General features: G+C 68.6%; 18 protein-coding genes. 3 read left to right on the forward strand and 15 right to left on the reverse strand.

Annotation, left to right across the window (positions count from 1 at the left end; translation table 11 throughout):
- Positions 1 to 147 precede the first annotated feature (147 nt).
- The 14 genes from NJQ44_RS07290 to NJQ44_RS07355 form a co-directional block, all read right to left on the reverse strand.
- Positions 148 to 1,932, reverse strand: a complete 1,785-nt coding sequence (locus tag NJQ44_RS07290; protein WP_254274023.1) for a Na(+)/H(+) antiporter subunit D — start codon at positions 1,930 to 1,932, stop codon at positions 148 to 150.
- Entirely contained in the window at positions 1,932 to 3,638 is a 1,707-nt protein-coding gene (locus tag NJQ44_RS07295) for a proton-conducting transporter transmembrane domain-containing protein (RefSeq protein WP_254274024.1), read from the reverse strand. The genes NJQ44_RS07290 and NJQ44_RS07295 overlap by 1 nt, the downstream gene beginning before the upstream one ends.
- Positions 3,635 to 5,113: a monovalent cation/H+ antiporter subunit D family protein gene (locus NJQ44_RS07300; protein WP_254274025.1), complete on the reverse strand. Its 1,479-nt coding sequence runs from the start codon at positions 5,111 to 5,113 to the stop codon at positions 3,635 to 3,637. Before NJQ44_RS07300 ends, NJQ44_RS07295 begins: the two co-directional genes overlap by 4 nt.
- On the reverse strand, positions 5,106 to 5,477 hold the full coding sequence (locus NJQ44_RS07305; protein WP_254274026.1) for a cation:proton antiporter subunit C: 372 nt from the start codon (positions 5,475 to 5,477) through the stop codon (positions 5,106 to 5,108). The genes NJQ44_RS07300 and NJQ44_RS07305 overlap by 8 nt, the downstream gene beginning before the upstream one ends.
- Positions 5,474 to 5,944 carry a Na(+)/H(+) antiporter subunit B gene (locus NJQ44_RS07310; RefSeq protein WP_254274027.1) on the reverse strand — a complete coding sequence of 157 codons (471 nt, stop codon included), beginning with the start codon at positions 5,942 to 5,944 and terminating at the stop codon, positions 5,474 to 5,476. Before NJQ44_RS07310 ends, NJQ44_RS07305 begins: the two co-directional genes overlap by 4 nt.
- Positions 5,941 to 6,480: a DUF4040 domain-containing protein gene (locus tag NJQ44_RS07315; protein WP_254274028.1), complete on the reverse strand. Its 540-nt coding sequence runs from the start codon at positions 6,478 to 6,480 to the stop codon at positions 5,941 to 5,943. The genes NJQ44_RS07310 and NJQ44_RS07315 overlap by 4 nt, the downstream gene beginning before the upstream one ends.
- Positions 6,477 to 6,794, reverse strand: a complete 318-nt coding sequence (gene mnhG / locus NJQ44_RS07320; protein WP_254274029.1) for a monovalent cation/H(+) antiporter subunit G — start codon at positions 6,792 to 6,794, stop codon at positions 6,477 to 6,479. Before mnhG ends, NJQ44_RS07315 begins: the two co-directional genes overlap by 4 nt.
- Positions 6,791 to 7,066, reverse strand: coding sequence for a cation:proton antiporter (locus NJQ44_RS07325; RefSeq protein WP_254274030.1), 276 nt, complete (start codon positions 7,064 to 7,066; stop codon positions 6,791 to 6,793). Before NJQ44_RS07325 ends, mnhG begins: the two co-directional genes overlap by 4 nt.
- Positions 7,059 to 8,105, reverse strand: a complete 1,047-nt coding sequence (locus NJQ44_RS07330; protein ID WP_256557212.1) for a monovalent cation/H+ antiporter subunit E — start codon at positions 8,103 to 8,105, stop codon at positions 7,059 to 7,061. Before NJQ44_RS07330 ends, NJQ44_RS07325 begins: the two co-directional genes overlap by 8 nt.
- A gap of 93 nt (positions 8,106 to 8,198) precedes the next feature.
- Positions 8,199 to 9,377: a bifunctional phosphopantothenoylcysteine decarboxylase/phosphopantothenate--cysteine ligase CoaBC gene (gene coaBC, locus NJQ44_RS07335; RefSeq protein WP_254274031.1), complete on the reverse strand. Its 1,179-nt coding sequence runs from the start codon at positions 9,375 to 9,377 to the stop codon at positions 8,199 to 8,201.
- A 39-nt stretch (positions 9,378 to 9,416) separates the two neighbouring features.
- On the reverse strand, positions 9,417 to 10,925 hold the full coding sequence (locus tag NJQ44_RS07340) for a DUF7519 family protein (RefSeq protein WP_254274032.1): 1,509 nt from the start codon (positions 10,923 to 10,925) through the stop codon (positions 9,417 to 9,419).
- Entirely contained in the window at positions 10,922 to 12,214 is a 1,293-nt protein-coding gene (locus tag NJQ44_RS07345; RefSeq protein ID WP_254274033.1) for a DUF58 domain-containing protein, read from the reverse strand. The genes NJQ44_RS07340 and NJQ44_RS07345 overlap by 4 nt, the downstream gene beginning before the upstream one ends.
- Positions 12,211 to 12,993 carry a DUF7269 family protein gene (locus tag NJQ44_RS07350; RefSeq protein WP_254274034.1) on the reverse strand — a complete coding sequence of 261 codons (783 nt, stop codon included), beginning with the start codon at positions 12,991 to 12,993 and terminating at the stop codon, positions 12,211 to 12,213. Before NJQ44_RS07350 ends, NJQ44_RS07345 begins: the two co-directional genes overlap by 4 nt.
- On the reverse strand, positions 12,990 to 13,973 hold the full coding sequence (locus NJQ44_RS07355) for a DUF4129 domain-containing protein (RefSeq protein ID WP_254274035.1): 984 nt from the start codon (positions 13,971 to 13,973) through the stop codon (positions 12,990 to 12,992). The genes NJQ44_RS07350 and NJQ44_RS07355 overlap by 4 nt, the downstream gene beginning before the upstream one ends.
- Positions 13,974 to 14,079: 106 nt before the next feature.
- Between NJQ44_RS07355 and NJQ44_RS07360 the strand changes: the two genes are divergently transcribed.
- Positions 14,080 to 15,123: a M48 family metalloprotease gene (locus tag NJQ44_RS07360; RefSeq protein ID WP_254274036.1), complete on the forward strand. Its 1,044-nt coding sequence runs from the start codon at positions 14,080 to 14,082 to the stop codon at positions 15,121 to 15,123.
- Positions 15,124 to 15,125: 2 nt separating this feature from the next.
- Here the strand turns inward: NJQ44_RS07360 and NJQ44_RS07365 are convergent, their stop codons facing one another.
- Entirely contained in the window at positions 15,126 to 15,863 is a 738-nt protein-coding gene (locus NJQ44_RS07365) for an FAD-dependent oxidoreductase (RefSeq protein WP_254274037.1), read from the reverse strand.
- Positions 15,864 to 16,016: 153 nt separating this feature from the next.
- Here NJQ44_RS07365 and pan1 point away from each other — a divergent pair, with 153 nt between their 5' ends.
- The gene (gene pan1 / locus NJQ44_RS07370) at positions 16,017 to 17,231 is read left to right on the forward strand and encodes a proteasome-activating nucleotidase Pan1 (protein ID WP_254274038.1); all 1,215 of its coding nucleotides are present in this window, start codon (positions 16,017 to 16,019) and stop codon (positions 17,229 to 17,231) included.
- 63 nt (positions 17,232 to 17,294) lie between these two features.
- Positions 17,295 to 17,945: a DUF420 domain-containing protein gene (locus NJQ44_RS07375; RefSeq protein ID WP_254274039.1), complete on the forward strand. Its 651-nt coding sequence runs from the start codon at positions 17,295 to 17,297 to the stop codon at positions 17,943 to 17,945.
- Positions 17,946 to 18,022 lie beyond the last annotated feature (77 nt).

The raw sequence follows: 18,022 nt of genomic DNA on the forward strand, positions 1-18,022 counted from the left end.
CAGTCGGCGGCGCACTCGGACGCGCGCTTATTTCCGACTATGCGTATCTGGATACATAAATATGCAGTTCACCTCAGCGTTCGTTCAGCCTGAGTTTCATCTAGTCTCTACCCGAAGTAGCCGGTTCCTACCGGTAAACGGCGGTCGTCACAGGACCAGCAACGCCACCGTGACGAACACGGCGAGGACGAGGACGCTGAACCCGATACCGGCCCTGAGCGGGTGCGTGTCTTCCTCGTCGCCGTCGAGGCGGTCGTAGACCGTTACCGGGTCCGTGACGGCCATCGTAAAGCCGCTGACCGCGCGCACGACGAGTCGGTCGACGGCGGCGTACAGTTCGGTGACGCCGACGACGAGGGCACGGGTGCCGTAGAACACGGCGGGGTTGTACAGCGAGTCGATGTCGGGAACGCGGCCGAGTTTCGAGAGGGGTTTCTTCGTCACGGTGAACCCGACGAGTCCGGCGGCGGCGAGGGCGACTCCCTCGACGAGGTGGTCGACGGTGTAGGTGGTGTAGACGTGTGAGACCACGGCTTCGTCTGTCACGTCGAAGGGGAGGATGGCGAACAGCGCGCCATCGAAGATGCCGTAGGCGACGCACAGCACCGCGACGGTGACCATCGCGACGCTCTGCCCGCGGTTGGCGTCTTTCACGCTCCCGTCGTACTCGCCGTGGAAGAACGCGTAGTAGCCGAACTTGATGAACGACATGAACGTGCCGACGCCCCCGAGGAGGAGGAGCCATTCGAGCGTGGTCCGGCCGCCCGCGTATAGCGGTCCCTCGACGAAGTCGTAGTGGCTTCCGGCGATGACGATGCCCTTGCTGACGAAGCCGTTGAAGCCGGGGAACCCGGCGATGGACAGCGCCGCGACGGTGAAGGCCGCGGCCGTGATGGGCATCTCGCGGGCGAGGCCGCCGAGTTTCTTCAGGCTCTCTTCGCCGGTGCGGTAGACGACGACGCCCGCGGTCATGAACAGCAGGCCCTTGTAGAGGATGTGGTTGAACACGTGCGCGAACGCGCCCGCCTGTGCGAGCGTCGTCCCGATGCCGACACCCGCAATCATGTAGCCGACCTGCGACTGGATGTGATAGGAGAGCAGGCGGCGCATATCGTTCTGGAACAGCGCGAACGTCGCGCCGAAGACGGCCATCCCGCCGCCCATGTACGCGATGGCGACGTGACCCTCCGGGAACGCCCGGTACATCCCGTAGACGCCGGTCTTCGTGGTGAACACGCAGAGGAAGACGGAGGCGGCGATGTGCGGGCGCGGGTAGGTGTCGGGAAGCCACGCGTGCAGGCCGATGAAGCCGACGTTGACGCCGATGCCGACGGCGGCCAGCGCCGCGGGGAGGCCCGGTGTGATGCCCGCGGCGGCCGGACCGCCGGGGACAGACGCGAACAGGAACGTCCCTTTCGCGACGTACGTCTGGAGGATGGCGGCCATCAGCAGGGTGCCGCCCAGACCGTGTAAGAGCGCGTAGCGGAAGCCCGCGCGGACCGCCGCGCCGCGGTAGTGCCAGACCAGCAGCGTGCTGGTGACGGCCATCAGTTCCCAGAAGAACAGCAGAGTGAGCCAGTCCCCCGCGAAGACGGCGCCGAAACTCGTCGCGACGTAGGACAGCGCGAACGCCGTCTGGACGTTCTCGGCCTCGCTCGCGTAGGAGTAGAGGACGGCGACGGCCCCGATGAGGCCGAAGATGAGCCCCATCAGCCGCGAGAACTCGTCGACGTTGAGCAGGACGGCCTCGAAGCCGAGGAACGTCGTCTGGAGGTGTGCGCCGGCGGGGACGAACCACGCCCACGCCAGCGCCGCCGCCGTCGAGATGACGCCGAGCGCGTGCCCGCTCCGCCGTGGCAACCGAGAGACGAGTATCGCCACGGCCAGCAGGACGACGACCGGTGGGACCATCGTCAGCGGTCCGGTCGCCATCAGGCGACCACCCCCGGAAGGTTACCGACGATAGTCTCGACGATGCGCAGGAAGACCACCGCGCGCGGCGCAACGCCGAGCAACAGCGACAGCGTCGCCGCCGTCAGGATGGGGCCGAGCATGAACCACGTGCTCTCGGCCCCGCGCCAGTTGCGCTGGTCCCAGCCCTCGGCGGGCGGGCCGCCGTGGTGTTCCACGTCTTCGTGGCGCTTGCCGAGGTGGTCGACGTGTTGCGGGTCCGGAATCTCGTCGTCCTCGCCGTCGCCGTCCGCCTCGTGGTCGGCATCGACGGTGGCGGTTTCGGCGTCGCCGCCGTCCGTGGCGAGCGAACGGCCGCCGAAGGCCGCCTCGATGAGGGGTTTGTCGTCGTAGTCGTCCTCGGACTCGAAGTAGGCCTGATAGACGATGGGCCAGAAGTACGCGATGTTGAGGACCCCTGAAACCAGCAGCGCCGCGGCGAAGACGAGGCCGCCGCCGTCTAACGCGCCGATGACGAGGTACCACTTGCTGACGAACCCGGCGACCAGCGGGATTCCGGCCATCCCCGCGGCGGCGATTGCGAAGGCGGCCATCGTCAGTGGCATCCGCTTCCCGATGCCGGCCATGTCGCTGATGTCGTCGGTGTGTGTCTCGACGTGAATCGCGCCCGCACAGAAGAACAGCGTGAGCTTCATGAACGCGTGGGCGGGGATGTGGAGCAACCCGCCGACGAGCGCGTCCCCCTCCAAGAGTGCGAGTCCCAGTACGATGTAGGACAGTTGGCTAATCGTCGAGTAAGCCAGCCGTCGCTTGAGGTTGTCCTGCCTGAGCGCGATGACGCTCGCGGTCAGCAGGGTAAAGGCGGCGAGCGCCGCGAGCGGCAGGTCGACGCCGAGGTTCGCCATCGTCTCGGTCCCGAACACGTCCAGTACGACGCGGGCGATGCCGAACACGCCGCTCTTGACGACGGCGACGGCGTGGAGCAGGCCCGAGACGGGCGTCGGCGCGACCATCGCGTCCGGGAGCCACGAGTGGGCGGGCATCAGCGCCGCCTTGACGCCGAACCCGGCCGCGAGCAGCGCGAACGCCGCGCGAGCGAGCATCGGGTCGGCCGTCGCCAGCGCCTCGATGCCGCCCGGCGTGAACGCCGTCGTTCCGGTCAGGAAGAAGACCAGCGCGGTGCCGCCGAGGACGGCGACGCCGCCGCCGAAGGTGTAGGTGAGGTACTTCCGGCCCGCGGCGCGGGCCTCGTCCGTCTCGTCGTGGGTGACGAGCGGATACGTCGACACCGTCAGCAGTTCGTAGAAGACGAACAGCGTCAGGAGGTTCGCGCTGAAGGCGACGCCGACGGCGCTCGCGAGACTGGCCGCGAACGAGGCGAAGTAGCGCGTCTGGGCGTGTTCGCTCAACCCACGCATGTAGCCGATGCTGTAAAAACTCGTGACTATCCACAGGAGGCTAGCGAGGCCCGCAAAGAGGATGCCGAGCGGGTCGGCCCGCAAGGCGAGTTCGATGCCGGTGGCGAACTGGCCGAACGAGAAGACGTACTGGGTCCCCGAGAGCACGCCGGGGACCATGCTCGCCACGATGGCGAACTTCGCGGCGGCGACGGCGAGGGTGACGCCTTCCCGGACGTTCGGTCGTGACTTCAGCGAGAGGATGACGGGGATGGCCAGCGCCGAGACGAGCACAGCGAGCAGCGGTCGGAGTGAGGCAACGTCAGTCATTGGTTCAGAAGGGGTGGGAGTGTCTCCAGCAACTGTTCGATGGCCGGAACGGCCGCGGTCAGTGCGACGGCGAGGACGGCCGCGGCGACGACGACGGTAATCATCCCCGTCGACACCGGCGAGTCACCGCCGTCCGCGACGGCCGTCTCCTCGCGGATGGTCGGTTCGGCGAAGTAGAGGCGTTCGACCAGTCGGGCGAAGTACGCCAGCGTCAGGAGCGTACTCGCCAGCAGGACGGCCACGACGGGCCAGGCGTTGGCCTCGACGGCCCCGACGACGATGTACCACTTGCCGACGAACCCGACAGCGGGGGGCACGCCGACCATCGCCAAGGCGAGGACGGCGAACGAACCAGCGGCGAGGGGGGTCCGCGCGGCCATCCCGGCGTAGCCACCGACGGTGGTCGCGCCGGTCCGCCGTTCGATGATGCCGCTGGCGGCGAACAGGCCGCCTTTCATCACGGCGTGGCCGACGAGGTGGACCGTCGCGCCGACGACGGCGATGGGCGTCGCGATGGTAAACCCGGCGACGACGAGGCCGAACTGCGACACCGACGAGTACGCGAGCATCCGCTGGACGCTGCTTTGGGAGACGGCCAGCGCGCTTCCGGCGACGATGCTCACGCAGGCCAGTCCGAGCAGCGCCCACTGGGCGACGGGCACGGCGTCGAGGAACTGGACGGTGAAGACCGAGAACAGGAGGCGGGCGAGCGCGTACGCCGAGACGGTCGAGACGAGCGCGGAGATGTACGCGCTGACCGTGTCCGGCGCGTTCGCGTAGGCGTCCGGTTGCCACGTGTGTAGCGGGAACAGTGCGACTTTGACCGTGAGGCCGCCGACCATCAGGCCGAACGCGGTCAGCACGAGCGTCGAGTCGTAGCCGACGGCCGCCAGTTTGTCCGCGAGGTCGGCCATGTTGAGCGTCCCCGTCGCGGCCAGCGCGTAGCCGACGCCCAGTAAGTACAGCGACGCGCCGATGGTTCCGACGATGAGGTACTTCAGCGCGGCGACGGCGGCGTTCGCCTCCCGGCCGCTGGCGACGAGGCCGTAGGCCGCCAGTCCCGTGATTTCGAGGAAGACGTAGAGGTTGAACACGTCGCCCGTGATGCTCATCCCGGTGAGACCGGTGGCGAGCAGGAGGAACTGGCTGTAGAAGGCGTTCGAGCGGGGGCCTGCGCTGCGTGCGTACGCGAGGACGCCGAGCGAGACGACGCTCACGAGGGCGACGAGCGCGACGGAGAGGCCGTCGACGACGAGTTCGATGCCGTACGGGGCGGCGAACCCGCCGACGGCGTAGGAGACGACGCCGTCGGTCCAGACGGTCCAGCCGAGCAGTCCGGCCAGCACCGTGTGACAGAGCATCGCCGCCGTGGCGACGTACCACCCGATACGGTCGGTGTAGAAACTCGCGACCAGCGGTAGGGTACCGCCGACGATAGGCAAGACGACCAGCAGGACGGGCAGGTGTTCAATCATAGTAGAGTTGCTCCAGTGTCTCTTCGTCGAGCGTGCCGTACTCCGAGTAGATGCGGACGATGAGTGCGAGCGCCACCGCCGTCAGACTCACCCCGACAACGATGGCCGTCAGGATGAGGACGTGCGGAAGCGGACTCACGTACGGGCCGCCGCCCTCCGTGACGACCGGCGGGTTTCCGCCCGTCCGGTACGCGAGCGTGATGAAAAAGAGGAAGATGCCAGTCTGGAAGACGTTCATCCCGATGACCTTCTTCACGAGGTTGGGCGACTCGACGACCGTGTAGAGGCCGATGCCCAGCAAGAGGACGACGGCGTAGTAGTTGTACCGCGACGCGAGCAGGTCCAGTTGGAGTAGTTCGTTCATGCATCTCCCTCCTCGTCGACGGCGTGGCCGAATCCGGCGGCGAGCACGAAGAACAGGCCGATGGCCACGGCGGCGACGATGCCGCCGATACCCAGTTCGACCAGTTCGATGCCGTACTTGCTGGCGTGTGAGTTGAGGAACTCGTACTCGGTGTACTGGAGGAACTGCCCGCCCAGCAGCATCGCGCCGAGGCCGATGCTGGTGAACACGAGGACGCCGCCCGACGCGAGCGCCGCGACGACGCGCACGTCGACCCACTGTCGGGTCGACTCGATGCCGTAAGCGAACGCGAGCATCATCACGACGGAGCCAGCGATGACGCCGCCTTGGAAGCCGCCGCCCGGCGTGTCCGCGCCGTGGAACATGATGAACAGTGCGAACGTGAGGACGAACGGCGCGACGACGCGCACTGTCGTCATGATGATGGTGCTCTCGACGTACAGGCCGGGTCGGTCGTCGAAGCTCATGCGAACACCTCCCGACGGAGGACGCTGAGCGCGACGACGCCCGCCGCGAAGACGACGACGGCCTCGCCGAGCGTGTCGAAGCCACGGTAGGCCGCGAGGACGGCCGTCACGGAGTTCTCCACATCGGTCTGCTCGTAGGCGTTTTCGAGGTAGTACTGGGTCACCTCGCCCCCGACGACGGGCGAACTCGGGTCGCCGATGGCCGGGAGCGCCGGGACCGTCGCCGCCATCACGGCGACGAACCCGCCGACCAACAGCACCGTCCGGAGGTTGACCGATTCGAGCAGTCGGTCGGGGTCGGGCGTCACGGTGTTGGCGAGGGCGAGCAAGAACAGGATGGTCATGATGCCCGCGCCGACCGCCGCTTCGGTCAGGCCCACGTCCGGGGCCTGCAACATGAGCCACAGGACCGAGACGCCGAGACTGTACGCGGCGAAGGCCATCACGGCCGCGAGCGTATCCCGGAGCAGCGCGGCCCCCAGCGCACACCCGACGACGAAGACGAGCAGCGCGAGTTCGACCAGCGGCGGGTTCATGATTCGCCCTCCTCGTCGACGGTCCACGGCTCGATACCTTGGTCCTGTGCGGCCCGGGCGATGGCGTGGGCCGCCGTCGGGTTGGTGAGGAACATGAACGTCAGGAGGAAGACCGCCTTGATGGTCGAGAGGTCCGTCTGGAGCGCGAGCGCCGCCGCGCCGACGGCCAGGACGGCCCCGAGGGTGTCGCTCTTCGAGGCGGCGTGCGCGCGGGTGTACACGTCCGGCAGGCGGACGATGCCCAGCGCCGCGACGCCCCCGAAGAACGCACCGAGGACGGCGAGGCCGACGATGGCCCATTCGACGGGCGTCACAGCACCCCTCCGTGTTCGACGTTGAACTTCGAGAACGCTATCGAGAGCAGGAAGTTCAGCAGGGCGTAGACGAGCGCCACGTCGAGGAACACCGGTTCGTCGAACGCCGCCGAGACGAGCGCGATGGCGATGACGGTGTTCGTCCCCATGACGTTGACTGCGATGACTCTGTCGTGGATGGTCGGGCCGACGAACACGCGGTACAGCGCGACGACGGCGAAGACGACGAACGCCGCGGCGACGGCCAGCAGGGCCGTGGCGAACTCAACCATCTTGGCCCTCCCCGTCGTCCCCGCGCTCGCGGGGCGACGCGATTGCGGCCGCTTCGCGGCCGTAGAAGACGAAGCGGACGGCCCGCTCCAGTCCACCTTCGAAGAGGTCGGTCCGTGCGCCGCCGGTGAGCGAGTGGATGGCGAACGCGCGGTCGGTGACGTCCACCGTTAGCGTCCCCGGCGTGAGCGTGATGCTGTTGGCGAGCGTCGTCACCGGCGCGTCGCCCCACACCGCGGCCCGCAACTCGACGATTTTCGGGTCGATGGGGAGGCTGGGGTGGAGGACGACGTACGCGATTTGGAGGTTCGCGACGGCGATCTCCTTCAGCAGGTACGGCACGAACAGCGCCATCCGGGCGAGTTGTCGTCCCACGCGGAAGACCGAGGGCTGTTGGCTGAACGCGACCGGAGCCAGCAGTACCGAGACCAGCGTCGCGGTGAGGAACCCGGTGAAGAAGTCCAGCGGCTTCCACGAACTCAGGAGCATGTAGAACAGGTACGACGCGCCGAAGACGGTGAGGTACTTCGGGAGCGACGCGGCGCGGGCGAGGACCGTCCCCTGCGCCCGTCGTTCGACGGGGGCGCGCTCGATGTCGATGTCGTCGCGCGCGAGTTCGATTTCCAGCGGTCGCAACATCGGTGTCGCGCCGCCGGGGCTGTACTCGGGGTCTAAGACGATGCGGTCTACTCCTACGTCGGCCGCGTAGCCGAGAATCGCGTCGGCGTAGTCGCCGGGGCTGAACAGATAGCGGTCCGCGCCGACCACGTCGGTGTGGACCGAGATGCCCGATGGCGGGTCTTCGCCGAGGTCCTCGTCGACCCAGACCTCGACGCGTTCGAGGAGGTCCGTCGCTTCGCTGAGTTCCTCGATGGCGTCGGGGTCGACCGAGCGGGTGCTGGCGACGTCGACGAAGTGGAGTTCGACCGGTCCGTCAGTGGCCGCGGTCTGGGCCTCGTCGACGACGTAGGCGACGGTGTTACGCATCGTCACCGAGTCGTCGACCGGGACCAGCAGACGGCGGGCGTCGGATGCAGTCACGGTAGTTCCTTGAGAATCCTGTCTGTGTGTGTCTGACGAGCGCTACAGTCGTTATCCGAAGCGAACAACGGAATACGCAAAACTATTTCGCAATCACTCGGCCGCGGGTGGGTGTTCGCCCAGTTCGACGGCCAGTTCGCGGGCCACACGGTCACCGAGTCCCCCCTTGTCGCCGACGTACTCGCTGTCGTCGTCGGCCCAGACCAGAAGCGCCCTGGTCTCCGCGTCGCCCATCACGCTCACGTCGTTGGCGACGACGAAGGCCAGTCCCGCCCGGTCGAGGAGTTCCCGCGCCCGCGAGCGAAGGCGGTCATCGCCGCCTTCGGACTCGACTTTGAAGCCGACGATGGCGAGGTCCGGGTGAGCCTCGCGGACCGTGTCGATGAGTTTGGGCGTCGGTTCGAGTTCGAGGGTCAGGCGGTCCTGTCCACTCGCTATCTTCTCGTCGACGCGTTCGACCGTGTAGTCGGAGATTGCGGCGGCGGAGACGAGCGCGTCGGCGTGTTCGGCCGCGTCGGTGACGGCGGCGGTCATCTCGGCGGCCGACTCGACCCGTTCGACGGTCGCGTACGGCACGTCGGGACCGTCGTGGACGAGCGTCACGTCCGCGCCCGCGACGTAACACGCCCGAGCGACGGCCCGCCCGGTCCGGCCCGACGCACGGTTCGAGAGGGTCCGGACCGGGTCGACCGACTCGGTGGTTCCGCCGGAGGTGACGACGACGTGGCGGCCCGCGAGCGGTCGGTTCCCGGCGGCCCGTGCGACGCCGGTCACGATGGCTTCCTCGCTGGCTATCTTCGCCTTCCCCTCCTCGATGCGCGGGTCGACGAAGTCGACGCCCCACGACTCGACGCGCTCGATGGCGTCCATGACCCCGGGGTGGTCGTACATCGGTTCGTGCATCGCTGGCGCGACGACCACGGGCACGCCCGCGCCGAGCGCCGTCGTCGCACAGGTCGTCACCGGCGTGTCGTCGATGGCCGCGGCCACCTTCCCGACGGTGTTGGCCGTCGCGGGTGCCAACAAGAGCACGTCGCCCCACCCGTCGACGCCGCAGAGGTCGACGTGTTCGACTCGACCGGTCAGTTCGGTCACTACGTCGTGCTCGGTGGCGAATTCGACGGCCCACGGGTGGACGATGCTCGTCGCGCTGTCTGTCATCACGGCCCGGACGTTCGCCCCCTCGCGGCGCAACTCGTGGGCCAGTTCCACCGTCTTGACCGCGGCGATGGAGCCTGAAACCCCCAACACGACGTTGACTCCCTGCAACATGGCTCGCCCTTCGCCGTCCGGGGCTAAAAGTCCCGGTTCTCACTCGCCGCTCGGCCGCCCGCCACGAAGCGCCGACGCGGCGGCGAAAGCGAGTATCGCGACCAGCACCAGTCCGAGGGCGACGACCGAGCGCCACGCGGCGGCTTGCGTCGCGGGTGGCGCGAGTGCGGGCACCAGGAGATAGCGCGCGGCGACGGCCACGCCGACGGCCACCGCGAGGACGAGGACGCTCCCGGTCGCGTGGACGAACTGGCTGTCGGTCGATTCGGCGGCCCGACCCAGCGTCGCTCCGATGCCGCTCGCGTGCGTGCCGAGGTCCCAGACCAGCAGCGACGCGGCCACGCCGCCGACGACGAGGGGCGTCCCCACGCCGAGTTCCGCGGCCCAGAGCGTCGCCCCGAACAGCAGCGCGCTCCCGAGTGAGAACCCGGCCGTCGACGACGAGAGGACGCCGTACGCCGCCAACAGGTTCGCGGATTGGAGGGCGAGACCGACGACGAGAAGCGCCGCGACCACGCTACAGAGGACGACGGCGGCGGGGCCGACCACGGCGCTCATCCCGGTCGCGGGAGCGCCGAACAGCGAGGCGCCGAGAGCGGTCGCGACGGCGGTGCCGACGAGGACCACCGCGGTGGTGAACAGCCCACCGGCCTGCAACGCGAGGGTCTCGGCTGGTGATTCGCCGAGCCAATCGGCGACCCAGTAGCGGGCCACGTCGGCGAGAAGGACGGTACAGAGCGCGACGGCTATCGCCGCCACGAGGACGTGCAGCGGACCGGACAGCAGGACACGCAGGACCTGACCGAGCACGGGGAGACCATCGAGGAACGTCGCGAACAGCGCCCGGACGGCGGGCACGAACAGGAGGACGCACTCGGCGGCGACGAGCGCCCAGACCGTCTTCGGGACCTCTCTCGGCACGGTGCTGGCCTCGTCGAGCGTCCGGAGCGTGCCGTTGCGGGCCGCGCCCTCCGCCGGAAGCCAATCGTCGAGGACCGGCGTCACCTTGGACAGCAGCCAACTGGTGCCGAGGACGGCCAGTTGGAGCGAGACGAACGCGCCGAAGGGGTCGGCGACGGCCACGGCGAGGGTCATCACGGCAACGGCGGTGAGGATGTTGAACTCCGCGTTCAGGTTCAGGAGGACGGCGACGACGACGCCGACGAGCAGGGCGTTCCCGCTCTCGCGGAGCGCGGTCCCCAGCGCTTCGGTGGCGGTGATGCCCGTCGCCGCGTCGACGACCACGCAGAGGACGGCCCACCAGCAGAGGAGGTGGACCGGCAGGGCGTAGCTTCCCGCCGCGAGGAGGGTCGCCGCGCCGAGGGCGAGCGTCCCGAGGACGAGACCGCCGCTCCCGACCGCGACGCGCGCGTTCGTCTCGCCGTCGAGCGCCCAGACCCCCGCGGCGACCAGTAGCGCGCCCGTCACGCCCGCCGCAACCGGAAGGGGTCCGTCGATGGCGAGGCCGAGGGCGACGGCGAGTGCAACCGCGACGGTCCCCGCCAACGCGGCGGTCGGTTCGACAGGTCGGGTGTCGGCGTCGGTCACTGCGACCACCCCGCCGAGGCCCGCGCGAGCGCCGCCGCCAATGGGTCGGTCGGCGTCCAGTCGACCACCCTGACCGTCCGCCGGAGGTCGTCCAGTCGTTCGTCGCGGTCGAACTCGGCCAGCGTCCCGCCCGGCGTCCCCGTGTCGGTGAGGTCGGGGCTAATTACCGTCACCGCGTGCCCGCGGGCGGCGAGTCGCTTCGCGGCGTCCGCCGCCTCCTCGTCCAACAGCGGCGTACAGAACACGACCTGGGCCTCCCCGGGCACCCGCCGGGAAAGTCGCTCGACGCGCTCCCTCTCCTTCACCGACGCCGGAGAAGTGTCGCCCCCACGGGGTTCGGTCAGAACCGTCGTCGCGGAACCGTCGGCCATCGACCCGTCGACGGACTCGCGGACGAACTCCGTGAGGCGGCGCTGCTGCGTCCGGCCCGCGCCCGGCGTGAGGTACGCGTCCCCGCCGAACCGCGCCGCGCCGACGCGGTCGTTCTCGGCCAGGAACGTCGCCGCCAGTCGCTCGGCGGCGTACGCACAGAACTGCGCGGCAGTGGGGCTTTCGGGCCGGGCCGAGCGGTGGTATCGGGCGTCCACGAGCAGGACCACCGTCGCGGCCGACCGCTCCCGGTACTCGACGGTCGCTAACTCCGTCGTCCGCGCGAACCGCTTCCAGTCGATACGGCGCATCGGGTCTGCGGTGTGGTACTCGCGGACGCCGTAGAAGGCCACCCCGTCGCCGCCGCTCTCGGTCTCCACCTGCCCCGCTCGCGGGAGGGTCTGCGCCGGGAGCGGCGGAGTCCCAACGTCGGCCGAACTCTCGATGGCCGTCTCCACGAGCGCCGTCTCCCGTCGCTCTGTCGTCCCGCTCAGGTCCCGGCAGACGACGGTCGTCTCGCCGAAGACGTGGTCGCCGCGGCGGGCCTCGACGGCGTACGTGACCGAGTCGCTCGCGCCGGACTCCAGCGTGGTCCCCATGCTCGGCGTCCCGTCGACGACGCTGAGTCGCTCGGGAACGCCGTCGACGAGGCGCACGTCGGGGAGGTAGCGGCGGCCGTCGTTCCGAACCGTCACGGTCACGCTCACCGTCTCGCCGGGTCGCGGGTTCGCGGTGTCGATAGACCGCTCGACGGTCAGTTCCGGGACCGGGTCGCTGGTCGCCGCCTCGTAGGCGGCGTACACGAGGCCGACGGTCGACGCCAGGAAGATGGCCGCGTTGCCGGTGACGACGCCGATAGCACCGGTGACAAGCGCAACCGAGAGGCCGACCGCGGGCCGTCCGCCGTGACGGTCGGTCACGCAGACTCGCCCTCCCGGAGGCGGCGAATCTCGGAGATAGTCGCCCGTACCTTCCTGTCGAAGCCCTCGCCGCTGGCCCAGTCGCGGAGTCGCATCGGGAGCGGCAGGGCCGGAACCTCGTCACCGCCGACGAACTGCGCGGCGCGCCGGTCGTCCGTCCACGTACCCGTCTCCACGGCGCGCTCGGCGTCCGCGGCTGAACACCCTGTGGCCCGGACGAGAGAGTGCTCGACCGTCGCTCGGAGGTGTCGCCGAACGTCGGCCGCGTAGCTGAGTTGGACGCCATGGTGCGGGTCGACCCGGCCGTCAATTGCCGTCAGTAGCCGGTCGAACTCCGCGCCGACGAGGGCGCTCTCGTCCTCGCCGTCGGTAGGCCCGGTTGCGCCGGTCGGCCCTCCGAACTCGGTTTCGTCGGCCTCGCTCCGCCCCGCCCGACGTGCGACGCCGTACGCGCCGCCGAGTCCGGCTACGGCGGCCAGTGCGGCGGCCGCGACTCGGAGCGTCGCCGTCGCGCCCGCGCCCCCGAGCGCACCGAGCAAGCCCGGGACTGTCGCGACGACGACGGCCGCCGCGAGCGAGACGACGCCGACGACGGCGAACGGTATCCAGCGTCGTCCGGGGTCGTCGGCGTCGGTGGTTCCGTCGATGCGCGTCCGGGCCGTTATCTCCGAGTCGGATGACTGCATCCCGACGCGCGACCGCTGAGTGTCGGCCCGGGTCGCGCCCTCCGTTTCGTCCTCCGTCTCGGCGCTCCGGTCTCGCTGTGCGGTCCGGCTCACGAGTCGTCACCCCGGTCGAAGATACCTTCAATGGCGTCTCTCGCAGCCGTAATCCGGTCGTTCGTTTCGGACGCGCCGCCGTAGGCGACGGCCCGGAACAGGTCGGTCAGCCGCCACACCGGCCCGGCGGGCAGACCGCTGTCGACGGCCCGCCGAGCGTACTCCCCGGGCGTCGTCGCGTCGGGGTTCGACACCGGGACGGCACCGACGAGTCGTTCCCACGCCTCGCGAACCGATAGCGGGCCGGTGTCGGTCGCCCCGGATTCGTCGGGGGCTGGCGGGATGTCGGTCGCGTTTCGGGCGTCCTCCGTCGTCGGGTCGTCGGGCCGGAGGAATGCAGGGCGGTCGAAGCCGCCACGGAGGGGCGCGAGGAATCCGCCGCCGCGGAGGCCGGTAAGGGAGCGAACCGGCGCGGCGATGAGGGCGACGGCGGCGGCCGGAAGTGCGGCGAGCGAGCGGCCGAGGACCCGTCCTATCGGACCGATACCGGCGGCAAGGCCGCGACCGACGCCGCGGACCGCGCTCCCGACGCCGCGTGCCACGGTCGCGAGCGCCGAGGACCCGGTGAGTAGGATGGCCGTCGTGACCTGCGGAATCCGCTGGACGATGGCGGGTAGCCGGAGACGGGCGAGGAGCGAGGTGAGGACGCCGCCGTCGACTCCCTCCGAGGAGCGCACGGCGAGGACGCCGACGTAGCCGACGGCGGCGAGACCGAGCAACGCGAAGAACGTCGAGAGCCACGAGAAATCCGGAAGCCCGCCGCCACCGCCAGTCGAAGCGTCGGGGACGGGCGTTGGGGTCGGCGTGGGAGTTGCCGTCGGTGTCGGGGTCGGGGTCGGTGTGGCCCTCGGCGTCGATGCCTCGACCGGAGCGGGCTGGTCGAGGCCGACGTCGAGAGCCGCCGGAAACAGCGCTGTCGCGAACACGACGGCACAGACACAGAGGAGGGCGAGAGCCGCACGGACGAGGGTAGAGGGCACTGGCCGTAAATTTCTGCCAATGAATCTAAAGTATTCCCCTCGCTTCGACGGGAATCGAAGTCACCAGAAGGATTTTGATGGGTTGCCGACAACTCTAAGAAGACGAATGGGGACACTCACCCGCCGAATTCTGTTCACCCTCTCTCTGCTGTTGGCCGTCGACCTCGCGGTGGTGCTGACGGTGGCGGCCCTGCTGACGCCGTGGCTCGCCCCGCTCCGTGCCGCTCTCGCTCGCGTGCTCCCGGTGGGGTCGGCTATCGCGTGGTGGGTCGCGGTCGTCGCGCCGTCGCTGCTCGCCTTCGTCTGGGCGCAACTGCGCTATACGCGCCGACAGACGCTCGCGGCCGTGGATGCCAGCGTGGTGGGTCCGGAGGCTTACCCCGCCCTCCACGACCGGGTCCAGCGACTCTGCCAGCAGGCGGACATGTCCGTTCCCACGCTCGCCGTCGCCGAGAGTTCGGTCCCGAACAGTTTCGCGGTCGGCACGTTCGGGAGCGCCACTGTCGTCGTCAGCGAGGGACTGCTGTCGACGCTCGACGGGGCGGCACTCGACGCCGTCCTCGCTCACGAGTTGATGCACGTCAAGAATCGCGACGCGACGGTGATGACCCTCGCGAGTTTCCTCCCCGCGCTCACGAACGGCGAGTACGGCCCGCTCGACGACCTACTCCCCGGATTCCCCAGCCGTCGGGTCGTCTTCGGTGCCGTCGGTCTCGCTGTCGCCGCGGTACTGAGCGTCCGGTTCGTCGACGCACCGGTCGGGTCGCTCGAATTCGCACTCGCCGTCGCGTTCCTGTTCGCCGCGACGGTCGGTCTTGGCGGGGTCCTGTTGGGCGTGTTCACCGCGCCCGTCGTCGTCCTCGCGCGCTCGCTGTCGCGGGCCCGCGAGTTCGCGGCCGACCGGAGCGCCGCCAGACTCACCGGAAATCCGTCGGCACTGGTCGAGGCGCTTGAACGACTGGACGACGGGGCGGCGGCGACACCCGAGCGAGACAAGCGCCGCGCCTACGACGGGGTTCGCGGCCTCTGCTTCTTACCACATGGATTCGAGCGGTCGCCGCCCGACGACACGTTCCACGTCGAAACCCGCTCGCATCCGCCGACCGACGAGCGTATCGCTCGGCTCCGTCGCGTCGAAATCGAGTTGTGACGCTACTCGTCGTCGGCGATGCTGGGGTGCATCGTCGGTTCGCCCGGCATCGGTTCCTCGAAGTAGCGCTTCATCATTTCGAGTGACTCCTCCTCGCGTCGCTGGCGCTCCGCCTCGGATATCTCTTCACATCCCGGCGGCACCTCCCGACCGCGGTCGGTGAAGTAGCCCTCCGGGGCCGTCCAGTCGTGGTAGAAGTCCACGTCGCTGTCCTCGACCAGCGCCAATCCGACCTGCGCACCGTGGCCCGCGGCGACGATTGTCTGATGGTGCTGTTCGGCCAGTCGTCCCGCGGCGTAGAGGCCGTCGACGCTCGTTCGTCCGCCGTCGTCGACGCCGACGAACTCCTTGCTCCCGCGGTCGACGAACTCGAGGTCGAGGCCGTGCAGATAGCTCGCGTCCGACCACGACGCCGCGACGACGTACGTCGACTCGAACTCTTCGCCGTCGGCGGTGGCCGTCTCGAAGCCGTCGTCGGTGGGCGTCACGCGAGTCACCTCGCCGTCGGTGAACCACCCGCCCGCCCGGCGGACCTGCGCCCGCATCAGTTCGAGCAGGAGTCGCGGGTTGATACCGGCCGGGAAACCCGGATAGTTTTCGAGATGCGCGTTCCGGTTCAGAATCGACTCGCCCGTCGAGACGATACGCGTCGAGACGCCTGCTCGTGCGGTGAACAGCGCCGCGGAGAGGCCCGCGACACCGCCACCGACGACGACGACAGACTCCGGTTCTTCAGGCATGCGCGGCGATAGCCCACGGCGGGACAGAAAACTGCCGGTTCGGATTCTCAATCCGGGATGGCCAAATGCGAGGGTTATAGGCCTTCTGCTGGCCGTATCGAAATCTGGGACTACCCGAAGCCTCATAATGATTCACCCACTAGAGATTGCGTAATGACCGACACCGTCGACGAGGTGGACCTGCCGTACGACGAGGACGCCTCGAAACAGAAGAAAATAGAGGCGCTGCAGGAACGCCTCGAGGTGCTCGAAGGACAGAACGAGGAGATGCGAGACAAACTGCTGGACGCCAACGCCGAGAACAACAAGTTCCAGCAGAAACTCGAACGCCTCACCCACGAGAACAAGAAACTGAAGCAGTCGCCACTGTTCGTCGCGACGGTGCAGGAACTCAGCGACGACGGCGTCATCATCAAACAGCACGGCAACAATCAGGAGGCGCTCACCGACGTGACCGACGAGATGCGCGAAGACCTCTCGCCGGACGACCGGGTCGCCGTCAACAACTCTCTCTCTATCGTCAAGCAACTCGACAGCGAAACGGACGTGCGCGCCCGCGTGATGCAGGTGGACCAGTCGCCGGACGTGACCTTCGCCGACATCGGCGGCATCGAGGAACAGATGGAGGAGGTCCGGGAGACGGTCGAGATGCCGCTCATCAGCCCCGAAATGTTCGAAGACGTGGGCATCGACCCCCCGAGCGGCGTCCTCCTGCACGGCCCGCCCGGCACCGGCAAGACGATGCTGGCGAAGGCCGTCGCCAACGAGACCGACGCCACCTTCATCAAGATGGCCGGGTCGGAACTCGTCCACAAGTTCATCGGCGAGGGCGCGAAACTCGTCCGGGATCTGTTCGAACTCGCCCGGCAGGAGGAACCAGCGGTCGTCTTCATCGACGAAATCGACGCTATCGCGGCCAAGCGGACGGACTCGAAGACCTCCGGCGACGCCGAGGTCCAGCGGACGATGATGCAACTGCTCTCGGAGATGGACGGCTTCGACGACCGCGGCGAAATCCGCATCATCGCCGCCACGAACCGCTTCGATATGCTCGACCGCGCTATCCTCCGCCCGGGCCGCTTCGACCGCCTTATCGAGGTCCCCAAGCCGGACTTCGAAGGTCGCAAGCAAATCTTCCAGATTCACACCCGCGGCATGAACGTCGCCGACGACGTGGACTTCGAGGAACTGGCCGAAACCGTCGAGGAGGCATCCGGCGCCGACGTGAAAGCCATCTGTACGGAGGCGGGGATGTTCGCTATCCGCGACGACCGCACGGAGGTCACCATGACCGACTTCCTCGACGCGTGGGAGAAGATTCAGCAGGAAGAGGAGGAGGACGACGACGTCTCCCGGACGTTCGCCTGAGCCCTCGATAGCCGCTTTTCTCGTTCCAGAACACGGAAACCGTTCGCTTCCCGAGTGGGACGTATGGCAGTCGCAGACAGACTCCAGTCGCGCGCCCGTGCATCACCACGGCTCGTCACCGCCGCCGCCTCCGTCGTCGGATACGCACTCGTCTTCGCCACGTTCGGCGGCGTCCTCCCGTTCCCGTCCATCAGCGACCAGACGGTCATCCTCCTCTCGGACGCTATCGCTGTCGTCAACGCCGCCGCGTTGAGCGCCATCGTCGTCGGCGTCTACTTCATCAAGACGAACCAGATACGCAAGCACCGCGCGGCGATGCTGACCGCCTTCGGTCTCATCCTCGCGTTCCTCGTGATGTACCTCTTGAAGGTCGGCGGCGGCTTCGAGAAGGAGATTCAGGCGACGGGACTCGTCTGGGGCGCTTACATCGTGATGCTCGCCATCCACATCCTCCTGTCGGCGGTGTCCGTCCCCGTCGTGGTCCACGCTGTCGTCCTCGGAGTCACGCACTCCGTCGCGGAACTCCGCGAGACGGCCCACGCACGCGTCGGCCGCATCGCCGTCGCCGCGTGGGGCCTGAGCCTCTTCCTCGGCCTCGTGACGTACGTGATGCTCAACCACGTCTACGGCTGGGTCCCCCGGGGCGAAGCGGCGCTGTTGTTCGCGGTCGCCGGGCCGTCGCTCCGCGACGGACTGTTCTCGACCGACGACTAACTGACTCGGTGCCCTCGTTCACCGGCGACGGCTGTCGCTCACCGGTCGCGAAAGAAAGAGACGTTCCAGACGGGACG

Source organism: Haloarcula marina (genome assembly GCF_024218775.1).
Taxonomy (GTDB): domain Archaea; phylum Halobacteriota; class Halobacteria; order Halobacteriales; family Haloarculaceae; genus Haloarcula; species Haloarcula marina.

Bases quoted from the DNA above. Each gene is read 5' to 3' on its own strand.
- NJQ44_RS07290 (WP_254274023.1), bottom strand. From the start codon at position 1,932: ATGGCGACCGGACCGCTGACGATGGTCCCACCGGTCGTCGTCCTGCTG.
- NJQ44_RS07295 (WP_254274024.1), bottom strand. From the start codon at position 3,638: ATGACTGACGTTGCCTCACTCCGACCGCTGCTCGCTGTGCTCGTCTCG.
- NJQ44_RS07300 (WP_254274025.1), bottom strand. From the start codon at position 5,113: ATGATTGAACACCTGCCCGTCCTGCTGGTCGTCTTGCCTATCGTCGGC.
- NJQ44_RS07305 (WP_254274026.1), bottom strand. From the start codon at position 5,477: ATGAACGAACTACTCCAACTGGACCTGCTCGCGTCGCGGTACAACTAC.
- NJQ44_RS07310 (WP_254274027.1), bottom strand. From the start codon at position 5,944: ATGAGCTTCGACGACCGACCCGGCCTGTACGTCGAGAGCACCATCATC.
- NJQ44_RS07315 (WP_254274028.1), bottom strand. From the start codon at position 6,480: ATGAACCCGCCGCTGGTCGAACTCGCGCTGCTCGTCTTCGTCGTCGGG.
- NJQ44_RS07325 (WP_254274030.1), bottom strand. From the start codon at position 7,066: ATGGTTGAGTTCGCCACGGCCCTGCTGGCCGTCGCCGCGGCGTTCGTC.
- coaBC (WP_254274031.1), bottom strand. From the start codon at position 9,377: ATGTTGCAGGGAGTCAACGTCGTGTTGGGGGTTTCAGGCTCCATCGCC.
- NJQ44_RS07360 (WP_254274036.1), top strand. From the start codon at position 14,080: ATGGGGACACTCACCCGCCGAATTCTGTTCACCCTCTCTCTGCTGTTG.
- NJQ44_RS07365 (WP_254274037.1), bottom strand. From the start codon at position 15,863: ATGCCTGAAGAACCGGAGTCTGTCGTCGTCGTCGGTGGCGGTGTCGCG.
- pan1 (WP_254274038.1), top strand. From the start codon at position 16,017: ATGACCGACACCGTCGACGAGGTGGACCTGCCGTACGACGAGGACGCC.
- NJQ44_RS07375 (WP_254274039.1), top strand. From the start codon at position 17,295: ATGGCAGTCGCAGACAGACTCCAGTCGCGCGCCCGTGCATCACCACGG.